The organism is Fusibacter sp. 3D3 (assembly GCF_001748365.1).
In the GTDB taxonomy this organism is placed as follows: Bacteria; Bacillota; Clostridia; order Peptostreptococcales; family Acidaminobacteraceae; genus Fusibacter_A.
In genome coordinates this window covers 58,810-79,285 of record NZ_BDHH01000015.1, presented here as the reverse complement: position 1 = coordinate 79,285, position 20,476 = coordinate 58,810, and the positions used below count along the sequence as shown (strand labels likewise).

Genomic DNA, 20,476 nt, shown 5'->3' with positions numbered 1-20,476 from the left:
TGCCTCCTATAAAATGTTTCTTGCATCTAGATCGATTTGCAAGCTACATGCTTCAACTTTAATAAATTCATCTTCTAGTATTTTAAAATAACGCGTAATCACACTTAATAATTCAGGTGGACATTTGATGAGAATTTGCCATCTGTATTGTCCATCTATCTTCTTCAATAATGCAGGAGAAGCAGGGTATAATTCTAGCTTATTTTGTAAATCTTTTTTAAAAAAATTCTTATCTAAAAAAGTGTGCGATTTTTGTGCATATTGCATTGCCGTTTGTTCAGATTTAGATACAATCAGCAAATTGATCAATTTATAATAGGGCGGGTATCTGCGCATCTCTCTGTATTTCATTTCCACATCAAAAAAAGCTTCATATGCACTGATGTTTATTGCATAGTGGTCTGGGGTGTAGGTTTGGAGAATTACCTCACTGGCTTTTTCACCTCTCCCGCCTCTACCAGCCACTTGATTCACCAATTGATAAGTTCTTTCAGAAGCTTGGTAACTCGGAAAATTGAACATGAGATCTGCTGATAAAATGCCGACCAGTGTGACATTTTTGAAGTCAAACCCTTTTGTCACCATTTGAGTCCCAATTAATATATCCGTTTTGTCAGTCTCAATATCCGTAATCATCGCTTCAAGACTGCCTTTTCTAGAAGTTGTCGTCTTATCCATCCGGGCAATACGTGCATTTTTAAAATAATTTCTCAGCGTTTCTTCTACCTTTTCAGTGCCCACACCAAAAAATTTAAAATAATGGCTATCACATTTAGGACACTTTTTGGGCACATAAGACTCATATCCGCAATAGTTACATTTTACGGATTTTTCTGTCTTGAAATAAGTCAAAGTGACATCACAATTTGGACAAGACATCGTATAGCCACAACGCCTACAAGAGACAAAGGTGGAATGCCCCTTGCGATTTAGAAAAATAATGCTTTGTTCCCCTTTTTCAAGACGTGATTCGATAGCCGCGAATAAACGTCTACTTAAAATAGACATATTACCCTCTTCCAGTTCGCGTCTCATATCGACGATTTCCATCACTGGAAGCGCTTGATTGTTAAATCTCTTTTTAAGATTCAACAGTTCTCTTTTCCCACACCTTGCGTCGTGATAAGAAGCAAGTGCTGGCGTTGCGGAGCCTGCAACCAAAAGGCCTCCAAAGAGTTCCATCCTCAATTTGGCGACCTCGTAAGTCTCATATCGAGGTCTTTTTTCAGACCGATAAGAATTTTCATGTTCTTCATCGATAATCACAAGACCGATATCATCTGATGGCGCAAAGACGGCAGAACGTGCGCCAATAATCACATCGTATTCACCTCGGCGAATGCCTTTCCACTGATCATGCTTTTCACCATTTGAAATCTTTGAGTGCAAAAGCGCAATGCGTTCTTTGCCAAATCGACTGACAAATCTGGACACGATTTGTGGCGTCAATGAAATTTCGGGGACTAAAAGGACCGTCTTTTTGCCTTTAGAAATCATATATTCAATGAGCTCAGCATAAACTTCCGTTTTCCCACTACCTGTGATCCCATGAATTAGAAAATCATTTTGTTCACCGGATTCAAAACGCTCAACAATCTTGTCATACGCCTCTTGTTGTTCTGGATTTAAAGCAATGTTCTTTTTACTTTCAAGCGAGGCCATAAAGGCTGGCATACGCCTGTCTTCTTTGAGTTCTATTTCTATTAGGTCCTCTTCGATAAATTTATCGATTACATTTCGACTGATCTTAAAATCTTTGACCAACTTTGTTTTTTCAATGATTGGGTTTTCCATAAGCACTTCACAAAGCTTAATACGCGCCGTGTAACGCTTAGGAATTGTCAAAAAGTAGTCCTCTAAATCCGCCACCACATGAAGAACTTCCACATAGCGGTCCTTAACGACCTCTTCATAATCATAGTTGAGAGCAAGCCATTTTTTTGCGGTGAGTTTGCTTAATATTTGTAATTTTATTTTTTCAGAATACGATGTCTCAATTCGACTCAGTTCAAGTTCATCAAAAGACATAATCTGACTGACGATCTCACGTTCTCTATCATTAAACTTCGCTTGATGAAGCAAGCCTTCTTCAGTGATGCTGTATTTTTTAAGCTGATGCGTCATAGTCCCAGAGGGCAAAAAAAGTTGTATCGCTTCAGTATAGGTACACAAATAATGCGTTCTCATGAAATCGACAACCTTTAAATCTCGCTCACTTAAATAAACATCATCATCGAAGATATGCCGCACTTTTTTTATAGCAAACTCAGGCACCTTTTCAAGAACGGATTTACATTCGATGATAATGCCTTCTACTTGGCCAGAAGCACCAAAAGGCACCAACACACGTTTCCCAGGTTGAGCGATCAATTCAAATTTTGCTGGAATCTCATAGGTAAAGAGTTGGTCCAAATTTTGTGCATTTCTTAAAATTGCAATATTTGCAAACATGTTCGCCTCGTATCATTTTATACTTAAATTGAAAGTTTTTTAACGACTCGATCCAGTACAATTTTTGCCACTTGATCCTTCTCTAAACAATCATATGCCGTTTCCGTGCCATCTTTATCAAAAATAGTGACAATATTAGTATCCACATCAAACCCAGCACCTTTTTCCGCGACATTATTGGCCACAATGAAGTCCAAATTTTTCTCATTTAATTTGCCAAGTGCATAGGTTTTTAAATTCTGTGTTTCTGCTGCAAAGCCCACTAACAATTGATTGGTTTTTATCTCGCCAAGCGTCTTTAAAATATCTGGATTTTTCACCATTTCAATGTGCATAGAAGCTTCTTTCTTCTTAATCTTCTCTGGACTCACTTGCGCTGGTCTATAGTCTGCTGGTGCAGCCGCTTTGATAATCACATCAACAGCTTTATGTGCCATGACAGCATCAAACATATCTTGCGTTGAAACCACTGAAATCAAATTTACACCTTCTGGCGCTTTTATAGAGGTAGGACCACTGATAAGCGTTACATCCGCCCCCATTTCAAGTGCGACCTTGGCGATGGCATAACCCATTTTGCCACTGGATTCATTACTGATATACCGCACTGGATCGATGGCCTCTCGAGTTGGCCCAGCGGTGATCAAAATACTTTTACCCGCTAAAGCTTTAGGGGTTGAATTTACAGGTTCACTTTCAAAATATTTTATAACTTCATTTACGATGCACTCTGGTTCCGCTAATTTGCCGGCGCCAATATCACCACATGCCAAACGCCCCGAACCTGGATCAATGATATGATAACCATACGCTCTGAGTATTGATAAATTGTTTTGCAAAATTGGGTTTTCATACATTTTAGTATTCATCGCCACGGCCAAATATACAGGTGCCTCTGTGGCCATAACCGTCGTTGTAAGCATATCATCTGCAATCCCATGAGCTATCTTCCCAATCACATTTGCAGAAGCAGGTGCGATTAAAAAAAGATCTGCTCTTTTGGCGAGTGCAATATGCTCCACATCCCAAGTTTTTGGATCTTCAAACATATCTGTCACCACATAATTTTGTGATAAGGATTGAAACGTCAATGCACTGACAAATTGTGTGCTATTCTGCGTCATGATCACATAGACATTAGCGCCTTGCTTTTTCAAGCGACTCACCACATCAGCTGTTTTGTAAGCAGCAATACCACCCGTTACGCCTAGTACGATGTTTTTTCCTTGAAGTGTCATAAGAATGCCTCCTTAATCCCTGTTTTTCTATACCCTCAAAATGCTATTAAAATACACCCTATGAAAACATAGGATGCACATAATGGGCTTTCATATAAACTTAAAATAATCTAATTTCTTCTGACGCATATTCTGTAACCACATGTAAGCCTTCAACTTTATCCGTCATAATCTCATTAATTGCAATAGAAAGTGGTTTTTCAGCATCAAAATCATAAACATCATCTTCCCCGTCTATAATCGTTCTAGCTCTTCTTGAAGCGATAATACAAAGTGCATACCTGTTCCCTGTTTTTTCGATTAAATCATCAATAGATGGATTAAGCATTTTCTGTTTCCTCCTTAAATTTACACACAATTTGTTCTATATCAGCAGCAACCCTACACTTTTCAGCTAAAATAATAGATTGCAGAATATCAGTGGCATGATCTACTTTATCGTTTACAATAAAGTAATCGTAGTTTTTAATGTACTCAATTTCACTATAAGCACTAGAAAGTCGTTTTTCAAGAGATTCAGGCGTTTCACTGCCTCTCCCCACAATGCGACTTTTAAGCTCTTTCATAGACGGTGGTAAAATAAAGACAAAAATACCTTCTGGATATTTCTTTTTAACTTGAAGTGCACCTTGGATATCAATCTCGAGTAACACGTTGTCGCCTTTTACAATATGATCTATGACAAATTTTTTTGGAGTCCCATAATAATGGTCATAGACCTTGGCATGTTCTAAAAAATCGTCCGAATCAATCATAGCTTCGAATTGACCTCTATTTAAGTAATGATAACTGATTCCTTCAACCTCTCCATTTCTAGGTGCTCTTGTGGTTGCAGAAACCGACACGATTACGCTGTCATCTCTTGAAATTAATTTTTTACAAATTGTGCCCTTTCCAGCACCAGATGGTCCAGATACGACGATTAATAAGCCCTTTTGGTTCATAAACGCTCCCTTACTCAATATTTTGAATTTGCTCCCTAATTTGTTCGATCTCACTTTTTAAATCAATCACTAGATTAGAAATATCTATATCTGGAGATTTTGAGCCAATGGTGTTAACTTCTCTATTGAGTTCTTGAATTAAGAAATCCAATTTTCTGCCAATCGGTTCAGAGGATTCTAAGATGGTATCAATCTGAGCTAAGTGAGAATAAATTCTCACAATTTCTTCATTGATATTGGTTTTATCTGCGTAAATGGCAAGTTCATTCGCCAATCTCATTTCATCTATTTCAGCATTGAGTTCTTTTAAGAGCTCTGTGATGCGATCTTTCATTTTAACGCGATAAGCTTCAAGTATTTGTGGTGACAGAAGCTCAATTTTACCAAGAACAACACGGATATGCTCTGTCTTCTCATTGATATCTTCTTTAAGCTTTTGGCCTTCTTGTCTTCTCATCTCTAAAATTCTATCAATTGCAACGTTGAGAGCCGGTTCAATTGCCGCCCAGTATTCTTCTTCGCCTCTTTCAAGATAAGAGACATCAATGCCCTCTTGAATTCGAGTCAACATACTTAGCGTGACATCCTCTTTGATTTCATATCTTGCTTTAATTTCTCGGTATACAGTGACATATTTATCTAAAATATCAAAATTCGCAAGCACTTCATAATTATCATATGATTTTTCTTCTAAATTGATATAAACGTCTATACGTCCTCTCGACAGGTGTTCCTTAATCGTATTTTTAATACGATCCTCAAATACATTTAATTTTTTTGGCATCTTAACGATAATATCACAATATCTATTGTTAACGGATTTAATTTCCAGTGTTATATCAAATGCATTATTTGAAAATTCGCCGCGGCCAAAGCCTGTCATGCTGTAAATCATTACTACCTCCATATACTTATACATCATTAGATTATAACATAGATTTACCTATTATGACAACCTTCAATGCCATGTTAAAATCTCTATTAACAATATATCATATCTCTCTATTAAGAGGCCACAAAACAATCAAAACTTTATCTTTTTTATGAGAAGTGATATACTTTTTTAAAATAATCTTTCATGATCAGGAGGCACCTATGGCATTTGACGGCATTTTTATAAGTCAACTCGTTCAAGAACTCGCACCTATTTTAATCGGTGCACGAATAGATAAAATTCATCAACCCGAAAAAGACGAACTCTCTTTGATCACACGTGGAAAAGATCAAAGCTATACACTCTTTATTTCTGTTGAGAGCGCACTTCCGTATTTCGCAGTCACCACTCAAAAAAAAGAAAACCCAAAAGCTGCGCCAATGTTTTGCATGCTCATGAGAAAACATATCGCAGGTGGTCGAATTTTTAACATCAGCCAACACGGAAACGAAAGAGTTGTCATTATTGAAATTGAGGCAAAGAACGAACTCGGAGAACTTGAAAAGAAAAAACTCATCATCGAAATTATGGGCAAACATTCTAATCTTATTTTGACAAAAGAGGATTTCACCATCATCGACAGCATCAAGCGCATCACACCCGACTTGAGCAGAGTGCGCTTGATCTTACCAGGGCTAAAATACGAATATCTTGAATCCAATAAAATCTTACTCCGTGATGTTGAACTTGAGTTTAAACAAGCACTTGATGCAAAAATAAGGGCAACGCCACAAATGAAAACCTTTAAATGTCTCTATGAAATTATCGAAGGCTTTAGCCCCCTAGCTTCTAAAATAGTGCTCAATGCACTAGATATGTCCTTCGACAATCCCATAGGGCAACTCACTTCTCAGGATGGAGATCAACTCCTCACAGGTTTAATTGCATTTAGAGCGGATTTGCGCCTAGAAGGTTTTGTTTACTATGGCGCCTTTGATATTCCGAGAGAACTCTATTTTATCGGTACCCTACACGAGTATGATCACATTCAAAAAACAGACACTTTAAACGCTGCTGTAGACCTCTACTACGGTAGCCAAAATAAACAACTTAAAAATCATCAACGCGCTCATGATCTAAAAAAACGCATTCAACAACGCCTCGATCGATCGGAAAGCAAACTTCGCAAGCTTCAAATGGAACTTGAAACCGCCGAAAATTCTGAGATCTACAAGGTCCAAGGCGAATTAATTCTGGCAAATATCTACAGACTTCATAAAGGCATGAATGTGGCAACACTTGAAAACTACTATAGCGAAACAAATGAAACCCTTGATATCCCTTTAGACATTAGGCTTGATCCCTCTGAAAATGCGCAAAAGTTTTTCAAAAGATACAATAAACTGAAAACAGCTCGCCTTGAACTTAAGACACAAATCAAAGAAACGGACGATGAGGTGGCCTATCTGGATCAAGTGCTAACGCTTTTAAACAACATTGAGGAACCTTCCGAACTCGATAGTATCAAGCAAGAGCTTGCTGAAGAAGGCTTTATCAAAGTCAAGAAAACGAAACAAAAAAGCAAACCCACTAAAGAAATCTTTAAATATTTCATCTCAAGTGATGGCTTTGAAATTATTGTGGGTAAAAACAACAAGCAAAACGATCAACTCACAACTAAAGTTGCTTCTAACAAAGACATGTGGCTCCACACCAAAATTATCCCAGGTTCCCATGTGATCATTCGTACAGAGGGCACCGATATTCCTGAAAAAACATTAACAGAAGCGGCTATTATTGCTGCTTATCATTCAAAAGCACGTGAATCTTCCAATGTGCCCGTTGATTACACCCTTATCAAAAATGTATCAAAGCCAAACGGTGCAAAACCTGGCATGGTGATTTATGTTCAAAACAAAACACTCTACGTAACACCCGATGAAGCCCTAATCCAGCACCTAAAAAAATAGATATAGACGTTGATTATCATTATTCAACATCGTAAAGAGGTCTCTATGAAATTAAAAATGATATTGATCTCACTAATTGTCCTTCTGTCAATTGGTGGTCTCTTTTATAAAGAAAATTTATCCGAAACCGTAGTGAGAATAGGGGTTCTATCCGAAACAGCATCCTTGCCAATAATAGATGCCTACGATCAAGGTCTATTCGATAATATGGCATTTCCAGTTGAAATCATCGTGTATTCAACAGAAAATGCCATGCTTTACGATGCAAGAATAAACTTCTTGGATGGGTTTCTTTGTGAACCCGCTTCTTTCATCGTTTCTCATAAAGCCCTCTCTGACTTTGTGATCATCTCAAGTACCTATAAAGAACTTTATCTCATCGGCTCTAGGAACAATCAAAATACGGTAAAACTAAATGATGTCAAAGCTGTCGCAATGGGCATTTACAACTATAATCAGTGCGAGTTCTTTTTAGATCTCACCATCCAAGCGCAAAGCGCAATTGGAATTTCAATGGATGAAATTCTGATTAACGATACTCTATCACGAGTTGAGCTTCTCAAAGACAACACTTTAGATTTCGGCATATTTACCTCTCCGTACAGCGATTATCTTCTAGAACACAACACTAAATTGATCCAAAAAATGAGTGGGCTTCACCCTACTTACGCCATACTCACCATAAATAAAACCCACGAAACCAGTCAGATTGATTTCGTGGAACAACTTTTAGCCAAGATCAACAGCACTTCTGAAACGAAGTCTTTAAAACATTACAACTATCTTATCCATAGATATTTTAAGGTTCCCGATCAGGTTAAACTGTCAAAACTTCCCCTCAGCACTACTTTTGATTTACCCGACATCAATGCAATGGACAGTTTGCTCAGTTGGCTTTACAATACGGAACGTATTCCGTCCAAATTTAAATATTTTGATCTAGTGACCGAACTCATTCCATTGCAGTCACATTAACTTTTAGAACTGTTGCTTTTTTGTTAATAATATATTCATATTTTGGGCTTATACTAACACTATAGTGAGCGCGTTATACTATGAAATTAAAACTGGTTGGTGAAATCATGGCACATCATTATAAACTTAACGGCATTCAATGGTCAGGCATTACATTAAGCGTTATTGGTGCTACTTTAATAGCTTTTCCAACACTTATAGGTGTTTTAGCCATCAAATTCATAACATTACTTCTGATGATTATTGGTTTCTATGGCTTAACTTTCTCATTGGTTATGAAAAGTATAACCACAACATTTCTCAGTGCATCACTGCTCCTTATGAGTATTTATGCCTTTGTGAATCCCGATTACATTTTGTTAATTATTGGTATTGCTTTTGCATTAAGTGGCGCCCACGGTTTGTTGCTCTACTCCAAACGAAAATCGGATAACATCATATTATCCTCCATCTTAATGATTCTCCTTGGTGTCTTTGCAATTGTTAATTCTAGGGCAGCTCTGGCAACGGTTATGATGATCCTCGGTATTGTGATTTTAGCACTTGGCGTCATTTTAATCTATCAAGGTAAATTGATGAAACCTCTAAAGAAAACTTTTTTCTATAAATATGGGGCAAATGATCCCACTCAGGCAACATCTAATCCAAATAAACGCGTCATCATTAACATCGATACAGATGAAGTTGAGGAAGTCGACTATAAGGAAATTAAATGACATCCTCAAAATGATTTTTAAAAAAATGAAGCACGATCTCACATAGGGTCTAACCCTTATATGTGAATCGTGCTTTTATTAAGTTCAACGTCTAAATTGAGTTAATACCTCAGTCGGTAAATCTTTCTTTTGAATATAAGCGTATACCATGCCATCTATCTTATCTTTGAGACCAACCCCCACGACATAATAAGGCTCTTTCTCATCAAAATATTCGCCATACGACATATGCTCAAGAACACACTTAATCCATTCAGGTTCCACAACATTAACTGTTTTTGTATCTTCCCCAATAACCGTGGTCGCTGTGGATTTCACCCCAACCTCTTCAAGTACAATATAACTAACAGCCTCTGGCTTTAACGCTATATTGGCTAATATGCCCTTTTCATCCAACCACGCTTTGGTATTTAAAAACTTTGAATTCAGTGGAATATCCACAATTATAGCTTCATCGTCAATTTCATCAAAACTCTTTAATTCGCCACTTGCATTGGATTCTTGATCCTCAATTGAAGCAATATTGACATTGATATTAAGTCGATTATCATAAAAGATGATATGGGCTTGCTCGTACCGATTAAAGACGAGATCATCAGCGGTTGCAGCCATTATATCTTGCTTTAAAACCGCAATTAATTCTTCTAAATCTGCGACTTGTTCAAACTTTTCCCTATTATTCCAAAACTCATTACTTTCAATTAAAGCCATTGAAATGTCACTTGGGTTGAGATCAAAAATATCATAAGTTTGTTTCTTGTATGATGCAGAGTTATATAGAGATTCGAAAAGTGACTTGTAACGCAATTCCTCAATAATATACTGGCGCTTGATTTTAGTCCCATTACTGAGGTTATATTGAATGTAGAAGCTTTTTCCAGTTTTGCTTGAAACATCTTCATCCACTAATTTTTGATGAAGTGCTCTTATGGTTTCAATATTGCTTACACTTTGATAAATATTATGTTTGCCTTCAGTGTTTGAGGCGTAAAGCTGTTCAAATACGACTGATTCAATAGCGTCAGTGTTAGGAACTTTACTTTCAAATCCGGTAACATCAAAACATAAAATGCCCTGAAAAAGGACAATTAACAAAAGAACAACCCCATAACCTTTGATGTATCGTTTAAAGACATTAAATTTTTTATTGACAATCATATGTGCAATATAATAGCCCAGTGTCCCTCCAATGAGATAGCCTATAAAAAGAGCCGTTTCATTTTCATAGAGCACGGAGACATAAGTCCCTATTACAAAAATACTACAAATTGTAACACCTACTATGAAGATGGGTTTCAATATTGAAAACGCAAGCACATCACCTGCAGATTCATCCTTTCGCTTCGAATAGAGATAAAATATTGAAATCAAAAAAATGAAAAAGAATCCCCCCATACTCGCATAAGTCATCACAGAAATTTTTTGACTTGAAAACTCAAAAAGCACCGTAAAAGGCGATAGCTTGAGAATCACCTTGTCCAGAAAATTATAATTGTAATAGAAACCCTTTAAAGTCATTTCTAAATTGTTGTAAAGCAAGGTCAACAGACCATATGGCACTGAAAAAAAGATTAATGTCATCAATGTTGCCGCGATTGTAAAACCTGACATGACAGAAATTAATACTGAAAACAGATATATATTCAGCATATAGACACAATTTAAAGCCAAAAATTCAAGCGGTGTATGAATCAATTGATTGCCAATAAATTCAGCCGAAGGATAAAAAATAATGACAAACAGTGTGAAAAACATCTGCGGAATCCAGAGGATCAATAAACCCGTTATAAGCTTCGTTCCCAGCCATTCATACCTTGTAAACGGGAAACTATGGATTCTAGAAATCTGCACTTGATTGTGAAGGTATTTAAATTGAAAAAGTCCAAGTGCAATGGGCACAACCACGATCGTAAACAGATGAAGCTGTGCGGCAAAATCCAATAAATTCAGCATATATGCTGCAAATTTCTCCTCCCCTGAAAGAGAGGCAACTGGCCCCGTCAACAAGAGCAGAATAATATAGATGCCACTTATCCATCCAAAATAAGTAAGATCGTGTCTAATCACATGACTATTATAAAATGATTTCTTTAATTTCATAGCCATCTCCCCCTATTTCATAGATAAAAACTTCTTCTAAAGACAGTGGCAGCATATCGATAAACCTCGGCTTATATCTATTAAGCCATCTGAGAATGTTGTCTTTATCCCCCTTAATAATATAATTATGTACGGATCCCAAAGTGTTTTCATAGAGAATCTTACCGTCTTCAAGTTGCTTTATATCCACTTCAACTTCAAAAGAAGTTTGAATTTTATGAATATCCGTTTTGAGTTCATCTAAATTTTTTTCAATGAGCAAATTGCCATTATGCAAAATGCCCACATAATCACACACATCTTCAAGTTCTCTTAGATTATGAGAGGATATTAATACCGTTGTACCACGCTCTGCAACATCTTGAACAATCAGAGACCATACACGTCTTCTCGTGACTGGATCAAGTCCATCTACAGGTTCATCTAAAATCATAATATCGGGCATGCTTGATATTGCAAGCCAAAAAGCCACCTGCTTTTTCATCCCTTTGGACATTTTACGGATCAAGTGATTTTCATCAATTTCAAACATTTCCTTTAACATTTCATATCTTTTTTCATTAAAAAAAGGATACACTTTTTTATAAAATTTAGAGATTTTTTTAACAGTATCCGTCGTGTTAAAATACAGATCATCCGGAATGTAAGCCATCCGTTTTAAGATGCGACTGTTATCGTACACGGGTTCCCCATCCACTAAGACACTACCACCGTCTTGATGATAAGAACCCACTATGTGCTTGATCAGTGTTGTTTTTCCCGCGCCATTTGGGCCAATTAACCCGTAAATCGAACCCTGTTTTACATGCAAATCGATCCCTTTCAGCACTTTGAAATCGCCAAAATATTTGATCAGATTTTGAACTTCTATGAAGTTCGAATTTGAGCTCGGCATTATTATACTCCTCCTACAAAAACAAATGTCTTGAACATTTTCTATTTTTGATAGATAGCCACTTCATTAATATCATCTACCTCTAAAACCTTAACTTTAACAATCTCTTTACTCGATGTAGGGACATTTTTACCCACATAATCAGGTCTAATCGGTAATTCCCTATGGCCCCTATCCACTAATACAGCGAGCTGTATGGAGGCAGGTCTTCCATAATCAATGATCGCATCCATTGCAGCGCGCACAGTTCTCCCAGTATAGATCACATCATCTATTAAAATGACGATCTTACCATCAATTTCAAAGTCGACATCAAGGCCCTTAACATCCGGCTGATAACTTTTTAAAGACAAGTCATCTCTATACATTGTGATATCTAAATTACCGACTTTTAAAGGTCTCCCTTCTATTAATTCAATTTTCTCTGAAAGTCTCTTTGCCAGTGGTACCCCCCTTGATTTAATCCCTATTAGAACGAGGTTATCAATGCCCTTATTCTTCTCTATGATTTCATGTGCAAGCCGTGTCAAAGTTCTATCAATTGCCTTCTCGTCTAATATTTGTGCCTTAAATTCCATCGTTTCCTCCTATAAACTTTTACACTTATGGATCAGTTTTATAAAATAATCCGGTAATTCTGACTCAAATAGCATTTGCTCATGTGTTGTGGGATGCACGAAGCCTATAATTTTAGCATGCAACGCTTGACCTTCATACTTCACACGTTCCGATTTCACCCCATATACGGGATCGCCTAAAAGCGGATATCCAATTGAAGCCATGTGCACTCTTATTTGATGTGTTCTACCGGTTTCAAGCTTTAACTTTACAAGCGTATGATACTTAAAACGCTCAAGGACTTCGTAGTGCGTAACAGCCTCTCTACCCTCTGGTATAATTGCAATTTTCTTACGATCTTTCAAAGACCTGCCAAGTGGTTTGTCTATTGTACCTGAGTCCTGTTTAATAACACCATTGACAATTGCATAGTACTCTCTTCTAGAAGTTTTATCCTTAAGCTGGGCTGCCAGAAATTCATGTGCTTTATTATTTTTGGCTACCATGAGTAAACCCGAGGTATCTTTATCAATACGGTGTACAATCCCTGGCCTTATAACGCCATTGATTGAAGATAATTTCTCGGTAAGTGCCATTAACGCATTCACCAACGTGCCCGTATAATTTCCTGGAGCAGGGTGTACGACCATCCCTTGAGGTTTGTTAATGATCATAAGGTCATCATCCTCATAGACGATATCAATAGGAATGGATTCAGCTTTAATGCTTAAAAGCTCAGGTTCTGGGATATCTATCTCAATGAGATCCTCTAAGGTCACCTTGATTTTTTTGCTTTCCAATTTTTTACCATTTAGAGTAACATGTCCACCTGAAATCAATTTTTGAATATAATTTCTAGAGAGATCGTTGAGCGCCTCCGATAAATAGGCATCTATTCTAATATTTTCAGATTCACATATAATCTGTATTTTTTCAGTATCCAAAAGCGACCTTCTTTCAAAAAAATAAAGCACTTTTATAAGTGCTTTTATGTGATCATTTTATCAAATTTTATGTGTTTTTAGAAGGTTTATTTTTAAAATACGAGCTTTAATAAAAACATGATGGCCATAACGGCAAAAATAGGCACTAATAAAAATAAACCGATCGGAATAAAAAATAGAAACAACGCTATACCGATTAAACTAAAAAGCAACTTTGTAATGCCAAAGCCTATATGAAATAGAACTTTCATTAACATAATGATAACAAATATACTTAAAATAAAACTTAACATTTGAGCTTCTCCTTTCACTTTCATGTTATAATATCTAGGGTTCATATTACCCTTTTAGACGATTACCATGACCCTATGGTAACACGTCAAGATTCAAAATAAGTTAACCCAACATTAGAAGTAGATTAAAATGAGAAAAGGACCATCCAATGAAAATACAGACGGAACAAAAACAGATCGTTGATATCGCCCTAAGGGCAGGCAATATTATGCTCACAAACGGCGCTGAGACCTATCGCGTGGAAGATACTGTACAAAGAATGATTGAATCTCGCAAGTTAGAAGATGTACAAGTGTTTGTAATCCCCACTGGGATCATTGTCTCTGCTAACATTGATGATCATCCAACCACTATTTTAGAGCGGATTCAAGGCGGAGGTATTGATCTTGAAATAATTGATCGCACAAATGCTTTATCCAGACAATTCACAAGTACAAATATGTCATTACAAGAAGCAAGTGACGCCCTCAACGCCATAAGTCAGTCTCCTACTTTCTCCAAATTAACGCGGTTTTTCTTTAGTGGGATGGCTGGAGGCTTTTTTATTTTTCTTTTCAACGGTACCTTTGTTGAATTCCTATTAGCCTATATTTCCAGTGCGTTTACCGTACTCTGCTTTGATTCACTCTCAGGCAAGCAACTCAATTTCTTTGTCAAAAATATTATCGGCGGATTTTTAGCTTCATTATTTGGGATCATCAGTATCTCACTGGTAAGTCGCATAGGCATTCATGCTTCACTGGACATTGTCATCATTGGTCCGCTCATGACTTTAGTGCCTGGCGTTGCCTTAAACAATGGCATCAGAGACCTTATCTCTGGAGAACTCTTGGCTGGAAGCGCAAAAATTATGGAAGCTCTATTCATTGCAATTGCACTTGCTTTCGGTGTAGGCATCATGCTCCAAATCGGTATTAACTTTATATAGGATTAGAAAGGACATTTTTATGTATATTATCACTCAAGGTATTTATGCCCTCTTTTGCGTTATTGGGTTTTCAATTATATTTAATTTGCCCAAGCAATTGCTTCCGCATGCTGCATTTACGGGCATGGTGGGATGGCTTGTCTATGATGCCTTACAAGGGCAAACTTCAAATTTTATAGTGCCCGCTGTCGTTGGTTCTATTGCCGTTGGACTCATTGGAGAAATACTTGCAGCTGTAACCAAGCATCCTTCAACGATGTTTACCATCCCTGGCATTATTCCTTTAGTCCCTGGCTACGGCATCTATTATACCATGCTCTACATCGTTCAAGAAGATTTTGATCAAGCTATGACCACAGGTGCTCAATCTCTATTTGTGGCAATTTCCATAGCTTGTGGCATCGTTCTTGCCACCTCTCTGATGAGAATGATCAGACCCTCTTTAGATAAGTGGCTTGAAAAAATCAAATAACATTTTGATTTTAATGCCTTTCTAACGCAATATTAACTCTATATCATTATACTCAAATCATAATAACTCATATGGAGGCTTATCAATGAAACGTATCCAATCAATTTTACTAATAGGACTTTTCGCATACATACTCAGTGGATGTACCTATTGGACCATGAGCACAAGCGAATCTCCTCGTGTTGAAGCTTCAACCGAAACCATTGAAAAAAATGAATATGTATACACCGACGATCTAGCGGCCTATAAAAAAGTAGAACTGCATTTGAATATTGACGTCAGTGACGTTATCATTCAAAAAGGAGACAATTCAATATTCACTTTAACGCAACATGCTAATCGGGAAAAGATCTTTGTCGTCCCAACGAGCACCCCTAGCGGTGACACTTTAATATTATCGTTTGATTCTCCGAGTCAACAAATGATTTTTAACAGTTTAAATAGTGATATTGTCATAGAGCTTCCTGAAAGCATACTTTACAGTATTGATTCTACCGTGGACGTTGGTAAATTTAACCTCAGTACGGATTCACTTCAATTTGAAGCCCTAATAGCCAGTACCGATGTGGGCGACATCACGGTTGCGCTTGATTCTGAGCAAGCGAATCTCAAAAATATAGAGCTCAATAGTGATGTTGGTAAAATAAATTTGAAACTCCCTCAAAATGCATCTAGTCTTGAGACCATAGTGCTTAATTCTGATGTCGGTGATCTCTCCATGGCTATGTCAGGGGATTTCCCATCCATCGAACAACTCCAGATAAGTGGAGACACCGGTAAAATAAAGCTTTCACTGGATGGCGTCTATAAAAACGCTTTCAGCCTTGATGCAAGTTCTGATATTGGCGAAGTCAAACTTGATCTCGCTGGACAATACGCAGATGATACTCATGTAAAATGTATCACTTCCACTGGCGGTGTCAAACTCAAAATTGATGAAAATTTGAAAGTCAAATTAATTGCAAAAGAAGACGAATTTGTATCCAAAATCAAGTTTAACAATGTCGCTTATACAGCAGAAAACGATTACTTCTTCATCAACAATGCCACTTCGACCCTATTCAACTTGACCATCGAAGCAGATTCAGATGTCGGCAATATTGAAATCACTCATTAAGACCTAAAACCTATTTGATAAAATCAAGTAGGTTTTTTTACTGATCATGATGGTCATGAGATCATTCGTTTTCGTCCAGTAAAGAGCAGACCCATTATTTTTAAAACAAAAGTGCTAAATCATCAGAAAATTGGGTATCTTTTTAATAGAGAGTATAGAAAGGGGTGAAGCTTATGTTATCCATCTATTTATTAGGTGTTGTTATGATATTTAAAGGCGTCGAGATTAGACTTCACATGTACCTTCCTGATAAAGATCAATTTTTAGCAGCCTATAGACATGACTTCATCATCTATGACGCAAATGCATTTCTAAAATTTTTAAGTCTAATCTATTTAGCTTCTGGTACAATGTTTATCCTGGCCTTGACTTATAACAGTGTTGTTCCCAATTTCTCAACGATGTTTGTTTCTTATGGCCTGTGCATCTATTTCATCCAACTCATTTTAACCAGTATTGGCAAGAAATATTATAAAAAAAGATTTAGCTAAATTGTAACCCTATTGACATTATATATATGGTAAAATTATTAGAGGAATGTATCCTATGGTACGTTCCTTTTACTTGTTAACTGCTCTTATTAAGAAAAATGAGACACAGGTTCAATTAATGAATGGATTGGAAGGATGAAACTATGAAATATTATATGCGAGGTATTCTCACTGCAACCATAATGGTCACTTTAATTTTTACAGCAGGATGTAGTAAAACAGACCCCTCCCCTGCTCAGACTCCCGTTGAAGTAGAAAAGCCCCAACAAGCAGAGCCTAAACAAACAGAGCCTAAAAAAGAAGACACTGCACCCTCAACACCTGCTGATGAAACACCCCCTGCAGAAAGCAAACCCACAGAGCCCCAAAGTGAGCTCTATCAATACGAAATCACAGCAGACTCTGTTAGCGAAACTGGCATTTACACGATAGAATATCCTATAGTGACAGGGCTCGCTGGGGAACTCACGCAAGACTATATCAATCAATCTTTAAAAAACGCTGCCATGTCGATGTTGTTACCAGATGTCAATGTTAAAAACCCTATCGTTGTCACTTACGAGGTCAAACGCCAAGATAAAAAATATATAAGTGTACTTTACAAAGGTTTGCTCACATGGGAAAATGGTGCTATTGAGATATGGAATCCAATTACTATTGATATCCCTTCAAGTAATCTCATATTAGTAGAAAATTTAATAAAAAACGATCTAAAATCCAGAACCGAATTTAATCATATCTTTTCCGAGACTGCACTTAATGTGGGGTTTGAATTTGAAGCACCTCAAGATTGGATGGGCATGTATTTTACAGATACGGAAATTGTCTTTTACTTTATGGAAAATGATTTTGCCACTAACTACACCTTAATTCAAATTCCCTTTGCTCAGGTGATGGATTATATTAATATTGACTTTGGTCAACACCCAGCCAGTTAAGAGGAGCGTTTATGACATTTAAATTTTTATTCAAAAAAACGATGATCCAAAAATATGCGCCTCTTTTAATCGCCTTCAGCCTACTGAGTTCCCCTATGCTTGCTTTTGGTAGCGAAATTATTAAACCCAAAGACGTTGGAAACCTCTATGACCTTACCCACTTCTCAGAAGCCTTTATGCTTTCAGATCTAGATGGATACTATGATATTTTTGCATATAACGCTTCCAAACCACTCGGTATTGCCAGTTTAACGAAATTAATGACCTTGAGTATTATTCTTGATGAAATTGAAAAAGGACATCTTGCTTTGACAGATCTCGTCACTATAAGCAATCACGCACTTTCTCAAGATGGAAACGGATTGAAGTTATATGCTGGAGAACAAGTAAGTGTAGATGATTTACTTCACGGCATGCTCATATGCTCTTCAAATGATGCAGCGGTTGCACTTGCAGAACACATCGCTGGTTCAGAGTCTTCATTTGTGACATTGATGAATCAAAAATCAAAATCACTCGGATTCAATTCAGTTTCATTTGTAAATGCTTCTGGCTTGACCCAATATGATTCGTCTAAAAATGCACTTCTAAAACAAAACATGATGAACAGCGCTGATTTACTCAAACTCACTCAGTATCTACTGGATAAATATCCTGAAATCACTGACATTACCAACCTTGAAAGTTGGACACTAAATTCTAAGCAAATCATCAAAAAAAATACAAATTCACTACTTGAAACCATTCCAGAAGTCAATGGATTTAAAACGGGTTTCACTAATTATGCAGGTTATTGCCAAGTGACCACCGCAACGCTTGATTTTGGTAAAGCTGACACCACTATTATCGATGACATTACACATCAGTTCAATACTTTTTCATCGAAAAAAAAAGTGGTTTCTATTGTACTTGGCGCCTCTTCCAAATATCGCAAAAATAACATTTCAACCACATTAATCCAGTATGCAAAAGAGCAATGTCTACTATATGCATTGTGCAAAGAAGATGTCCCCATATTTACAACCGATATTGAATTGCCCGAAAATTATGGCATTTTTCCAAGTGATTCAATCTCAATTCCATACCCCAAATCAGGTAATATTGAATATACCATCATCCTAAATCCGCTTTGGAAGATAAGTCCCGACCTTACCACTTTGCTTCCCGTCGGTAAAATTGTCTTTTTTGACGACACTGAGTATTTACTCGGTGTCGATCTCATAATAAAAGAACTGTCTCCGTATTAACCGGATGCAGTTCTTTATGCCTTGAATGCTATTATGCTTTTACAGGAGGCATCACCGTCGCCTTACCTTCTAAAACAAGTTCTCCCTTTTGGTTCATTGCTGTAGTCTTCATGATAATCCTGTTGCGCTCAACATCCATTTCCACAACCTCTGCTTTTGCTTCAATGGTGTCGCCAAAATGTACAGGTTTCTTAAATTTCAATTCTTGTCCCAAGTAAATAGTCCCTGGACCTGGTAAATGACAGCCTAAAACCGTCGAGATCAAGCTTGCTGTCAACATGCCATGTGCAATCCGCTCTTGAAACATGCCCTTACTCGCCTCTACTGCATTTATATGAGCTGGATTAAAATCTCCACTAATCCCAGCATATAGATATACATCACTTTCTGAGATTGTCTTTTGAAATACTGCGAAATCACCAATCTCAATTTCTTGAATAGATTTACCTTGCATAGGCTTCCTCCTCAGCTGTAACTTCTATAATAATTGTCTCATTTATATGACAGTGTCCATTTTACTTGACACTTTTCTGTAATCCGACTTAAAACTGTAAACAAATCTGATCACTTTTATAATCTTAAACCACCATTTACAGACAAAGTATGACCCGTAATAAAGGAAGACTCATCGCTTGCTAAAAAAAGAACTGCATTTGCGATTTCTTCTGGTTCTCCTAATCGGCCTAACATGGTTTTCTCTCTGATTGGATCCAAAACTTTATCGGGTACTGTTTTCATCATTTCAGTATTGACATAACCTGGTGCTACTGAATTCACTCTGACAGCAGCGCCTTTTCTAGAGAACTCTTTAGCCCACGATTTAGCCATTCCAATAACGCCAGCCTTAGTTGCAGCATAATTTGTTTGACCAACGTTTCCATATTCACCCACAACAGATGCTATGTTTATAATAGACCCTTTACCGTTTTCCATCATATGCGGTCCCACAGCCTGCGTTAAATTGAATACGCCTTTGAGATTGACATCTATGACGACATCCCACATCTCTTCAGTCATTTTGTGGATCAATGCATCCTTAGTGATACCCGCATTGTTAACCAAAATATCAATGTGTCCATATTTCTTTACAGTATCGCTTACAAATTGTTCGATTTCTGTACGATTTGTTACATTCAATGCCACATCTTCAACATTTGATCGACTTTCTGTTGGTATTTTCATATCCGCAGAAACCACCAATGCACCCTCTCTTACGAATGCATCGCAGATAGAACTGCCTATACCGCTTGCACCGCCTGTTACAATTGCCACTTTACCTTCTAAACGTTTCATATCTATTCTCCTTTCAATGACCTTACTAAAT

Annotated in this window: 21 protein-coding genes; 9 read left to right on the top strand and 12 right to left on the bottom strand. The window is 37.1% G+C overall.

The genetic code is table 11. From position 1 onward, the window contains the following. Positions 1-6 precede the first annotated feature (6 nt). The 5 genes from priA to F3D3_RS16365 form a co-directional block, all read right to left on the bottom strand. Entirely contained in the window at positions 7-2,451 is a 2,445-nt protein-coding gene (priA, locus tag F3D3_RS16385) for a primosomal protein N' (protein ID WP_069875530.1), read from the bottom strand. Positions 2,452-2,474: 23 nt separating this feature from the next. Beyond that, positions 2,475-3,689, bottom strand: a complete 1,215-nt coding sequence (coaBC, locus tag F3D3_RS16380) for a bifunctional phosphopantothenoylcysteine decarboxylase/phosphopantothenate--cysteine ligase CoaBC (protein ID WP_069875529.1) — start codon at positions 3,687-3,689, stop codon at positions 2,475-2,477. Positions 3,690-3,789: 100 nt separating this feature from the next. Continuing rightward, a complete protein-coding gene (gene rpoZ / locus F3D3_RS16375) occupies positions 3,790-4,017 on the bottom strand; it encodes a DNA-directed RNA polymerase subunit omega (RefSeq protein WP_069875528.1) in 228 nt (75 codons plus the stop codon). Beyond that, positions 4,010-4,633 (bottom strand): guanylate kinase, encoded by a 624-nt coding sequence (gene gmk, locus F3D3_RS16370; RefSeq protein ID WP_084389112.1) that lies wholly within the window; start codon positions 4,631-4,633, stop codon positions 4,010-4,012. Before gmk ends, rpoZ begins: the two co-directional genes overlap by 8 nt. Positions 4,634-4,643: 10 nt before the next feature. Beyond that, complete coding sequence (locus F3D3_RS16365) at positions 4,644-5,528, bottom strand: YicC/YloC family endoribonuclease (protein ID WP_069875527.1); 885 nt, start codon at positions 5,526-5,528, stop codon at positions 4,644-4,646. Between the two features lie 200 nt (positions 5,529-5,728). Here F3D3_RS16365 and F3D3_RS16360 point away from each other — a divergent pair, with 200 nt between their 5' ends. From F3D3_RS16360 to F3D3_RS16350, 3 genes are all read left to right on the top strand, one after another. Beyond that, the gene (locus tag F3D3_RS16360; RefSeq protein WP_069875526.1) at positions 5,729-7,477 is read left to right on the top strand and encodes an NFACT family protein; all 1,749 of its coding nucleotides are present in this window, start codon (positions 5,729-5,731) and stop codon (positions 7,475-7,477) included. Positions 7,478-7,522: 45 nt separating this feature from the next. Next, complete coding sequence (locus F3D3_RS16355; protein WP_069875525.1) at positions 7,523-8,452, top strand: hypothetical protein; 930 nt, start codon at positions 7,523-7,525, stop codon at positions 8,450-8,452. A gap of 80 nt (positions 8,453-8,532) precedes the next feature. Further along, complete coding sequence (locus tag F3D3_RS16350) at positions 8,533-9,168, top strand: DUF308 domain-containing protein (RefSeq protein ID WP_069875524.1); 636 nt, start codon at positions 8,533-8,535, stop codon at positions 9,166-9,168. An 84-nt stretch (positions 9,169-9,252) separates the two neighbouring features. Here the strand turns inward: F3D3_RS16350 and F3D3_RS16345 are convergent, their stop codons facing one another. The 5 genes from F3D3_RS16345 to F3D3_RS16325 all read right to left on the bottom strand — a co-directional run bounded on the left by F3D3_RS16345 (position 9,253) and on the right by F3D3_RS16325 (position 13,982). Further along, positions 9,253-11,268, bottom strand: a complete 2,016-nt coding sequence (locus F3D3_RS16345) for a DUF6449 domain-containing protein (RefSeq protein WP_069875523.1) — start codon at positions 11,266-11,268, stop codon at positions 9,253-9,255. Further along, a complete protein-coding gene (locus F3D3_RS16340; RefSeq protein WP_069875522.1) occupies positions 11,243-12,163 on the bottom strand; it encodes an ABC transporter ATP-binding protein in 921 nt (306 codons plus the stop codon). The genes F3D3_RS16345 and F3D3_RS16340 overlap by 26 nt, the downstream gene beginning before the upstream one ends. A gap of 41 nt (positions 12,164-12,204) precedes the next feature. Then, positions 12,205-12,741, bottom strand: coding sequence for a bifunctional pyr operon transcriptional regulator/uracil phosphoribosyltransferase PyrR (gene pyrR, locus F3D3_RS16335; protein WP_069875521.1), 537 nt, complete (start codon positions 12,739-12,741; stop codon positions 12,205-12,207). A 9-nt stretch (positions 12,742-12,750) separates the two neighbouring features. Next, positions 12,751-13,665 carry an RluA family pseudouridine synthase gene (locus tag F3D3_RS16330; protein ID WP_069875520.1) on the bottom strand — a complete coding sequence of 305 codons (915 nt, stop codon included), beginning with the start codon at positions 13,663-13,665 and terminating at the stop codon, positions 12,751-12,753. A gap of 92 nt (positions 13,666-13,757) precedes the next feature. Continuing rightward, positions 13,758-13,982, bottom strand: a complete 225-nt coding sequence (locus tag F3D3_RS16325; protein WP_175438410.1) for a hypothetical protein — start codon at positions 13,980-13,982, stop codon at positions 13,758-13,760. A gap of 125 nt (positions 13,983-14,107) precedes the next feature. Here F3D3_RS16325 and F3D3_RS16320 point away from each other — a divergent pair, with 125 nt between their 5' ends. From F3D3_RS16320 to F3D3_RS16295, 6 genes are all read left to right on the top strand, one after another. Further along, the gene (locus tag F3D3_RS16320) at positions 14,108-14,887 is read left to right on the top strand and encodes a threonine/serine exporter family protein (RefSeq protein ID WP_069875518.1); all 780 of its coding nucleotides are present in this window, start codon (positions 14,108-14,110) and stop codon (positions 14,885-14,887) included. Positions 14,888-14,906: 19 nt separating this feature from the next. Beyond that, positions 14,907-15,359 (top strand): threonine/serine exporter family protein, encoded by a 453-nt coding sequence (locus tag F3D3_RS16315; RefSeq protein WP_069875517.1) that lies wholly within the window; start codon positions 14,907-14,909, stop codon positions 15,357-15,359. 85 nt (positions 15,360-15,444) lie between these two features. Then, entirely contained in the window at positions 15,445-16,476 is a 1,032-nt protein-coding gene (locus F3D3_RS16310) for a DUF4097 family beta strand repeat-containing protein (protein WP_069875516.1), read from the top strand. A gap of 173 nt (positions 16,477-16,649) precedes the next feature. Then, on the top strand, positions 16,650-16,967 hold the full coding sequence (locus F3D3_RS16305) for a hypothetical protein (protein WP_069875515.1): 318 nt from the start codon (positions 16,650-16,652) through the stop codon (positions 16,965-16,967). A 143-nt stretch (positions 16,968-17,110) separates the two neighbouring features. Continuing rightward, positions 17,111-17,905, top strand: coding sequence for a hypothetical protein (locus F3D3_RS16300; protein ID WP_069875514.1), 795 nt, complete (start codon positions 17,111-17,113; stop codon positions 17,903-17,905). 11 nt (positions 17,906-17,916) lie between these two features. Then, positions 17,917-19,152, top strand: a complete 1,236-nt coding sequence (locus F3D3_RS16295) for a D-alanyl-D-alanine carboxypeptidase family protein (RefSeq protein ID WP_069875513.1) — start codon at positions 17,917-17,919, stop codon at positions 19,150-19,152. A 31-nt stretch (positions 19,153-19,183) separates the two neighbouring features. On the opposite strand, the gene F3D3_RS16290 is transcribed toward F3D3_RS16295, so the two are convergent. Continuing rightward, positions 19,184-19,606, bottom strand: a complete 423-nt coding sequence (locus tag F3D3_RS16290) for a MaoC family dehydratase (RefSeq protein ID WP_069875512.1) — start codon at positions 19,604-19,606, stop codon at positions 19,184-19,186. A gap of 116 nt (positions 19,607-19,722) precedes the next feature. Beyond that, positions 19,723-20,445 (bottom strand): beta-ketoacyl-ACP reductase, encoded by a 723-nt coding sequence (locus tag F3D3_RS16285; protein ID WP_069875511.1) that lies wholly within the window; start codon positions 20,443-20,445, stop codon positions 19,723-19,725. Between the last annotated feature and the right edge of the window lie 31 nt (positions 20,446-20,476).

What these genes read in the sequence shown, in the direction of transcription:
- priA (WP_069875530.1), bottom strand. Translation starts at nt 2,451, where the DNA reads ATGTTTGCAAATATTGCAATTTTAAGAAATGCACAAAATTTGGACCAA.
- coaBC (WP_069875529.1), bottom strand. Translation starts at nt 3,689, where the DNA reads ATGACACTTCAAGGAAAAAACATCGTACTAGGCGTAACGGGTGGTATT.
- rpoZ (WP_069875528.1), bottom strand. Translation starts at nt 4,017, where the DNA reads ATGCTTAATCCATCTATTGATGATTTAATCGAAAAAACAGGGAACAGG.
- gmk (WP_084389112.1), bottom strand. Translation starts at nt 4,633, where the DNA reads ATGAACCAAAAGGGCTTATTAATCGTCGTATCTGGACCATCTGGTGCT.
- F3D3_RS16365 (WP_069875527.1), bottom strand. Translation starts at nt 5,528, where the DNA reads ATGATTTACAGCATGACAGGCTTTGGCCGCGGCGAATTTTCAAATAAT.
- F3D3_RS16360 (WP_069875526.1), top strand. Translation starts at nt 5,729, where the DNA reads ATGGCATTTGACGGCATTTTTATAAGTCAACTCGTTCAAGAACTCGCA.
- F3D3_RS16355 (WP_069875525.1), top strand. Translation starts at nt 7,523, where the DNA reads ATGAAATTAAAAATGATATTGATCTCACTAATTGTCCTTCTGTCAATT.
- F3D3_RS16350 (WP_069875524.1), top strand. Translation starts at nt 8,533, where the DNA reads ATGAAATTAAAACTGGTTGGTGAAATCATGGCACATCATTATAAACTT.
- F3D3_RS16345 (WP_069875523.1), bottom strand. Translation starts at nt 11,268, where the DNA reads ATGAAATTAAAGAAATCATTTTATAATAGTCATGTGATTAGACACGAT.
- F3D3_RS16340 (WP_069875522.1), bottom strand. Translation starts at nt 12,163, where the DNA reads ATGCCGAGCTCAAATTCGAACTTCATAGAAGTTCAAAATCTGATCAAA.
- pyrR (WP_069875521.1), bottom strand. Translation starts at nt 12,741, where the DNA reads ATGGAATTTAAGGCACAAATATTAGACGAGAAGGCAATTGATAGAACT.
- F3D3_RS16325 (WP_175438410.1), bottom strand. Translation starts at nt 13,982, where the DNA reads ATGAAAGTGAAAGGAGAAGCTCAAATGTTAAGTTTTATTTTAAGTATA.
- F3D3_RS16320 (WP_069875518.1), top strand. Translation starts at nt 14,108, where the DNA reads ATGAAAATACAGACGGAACAAAAACAGATCGTTGATATCGCCCTAAGG.
- F3D3_RS16315 (WP_069875517.1), top strand. Translation starts at nt 14,907, where the DNA reads ATGTATATTATCACTCAAGGTATTTATGCCCTCTTTTGCGTTATTGGG.
- F3D3_RS16310 (WP_069875516.1), top strand. Translation starts at nt 15,445, where the DNA reads ATGAAACGTATCCAATCAATTTTACTAATAGGACTTTTCGCATACATA.
- F3D3_RS16305 (WP_069875515.1), top strand. Translation starts at nt 16,650, where the DNA reads ATGTTATCCATCTATTTATTAGGTGTTGTTATGATATTTAAAGGCGTC.
- F3D3_RS16300 (WP_069875514.1), top strand. Translation starts at nt 17,111, where the DNA reads ATGAAATATTATATGCGAGGTATTCTCACTGCAACCATAATGGTCACT.
- F3D3_RS16295 (WP_069875513.1), top strand. Translation starts at nt 17,917, where the DNA reads ATGACATTTAAATTTTTATTCAAAAAAACGATGATCCAAAAATATGCG.
- F3D3_RS16290 (WP_069875512.1), bottom strand. Translation starts at nt 19,606, where the DNA reads ATGCAAGGTAAATCTATTCAAGAAATTGAGATTGGTGATTTCGCAGTA.
- F3D3_RS16285 (WP_069875511.1), bottom strand. Translation starts at nt 20,445, where the DNA reads ATGAAACGTTTAGAAGGTAAAGTGGCAATTGTAACAGGCGGTGCAAGC.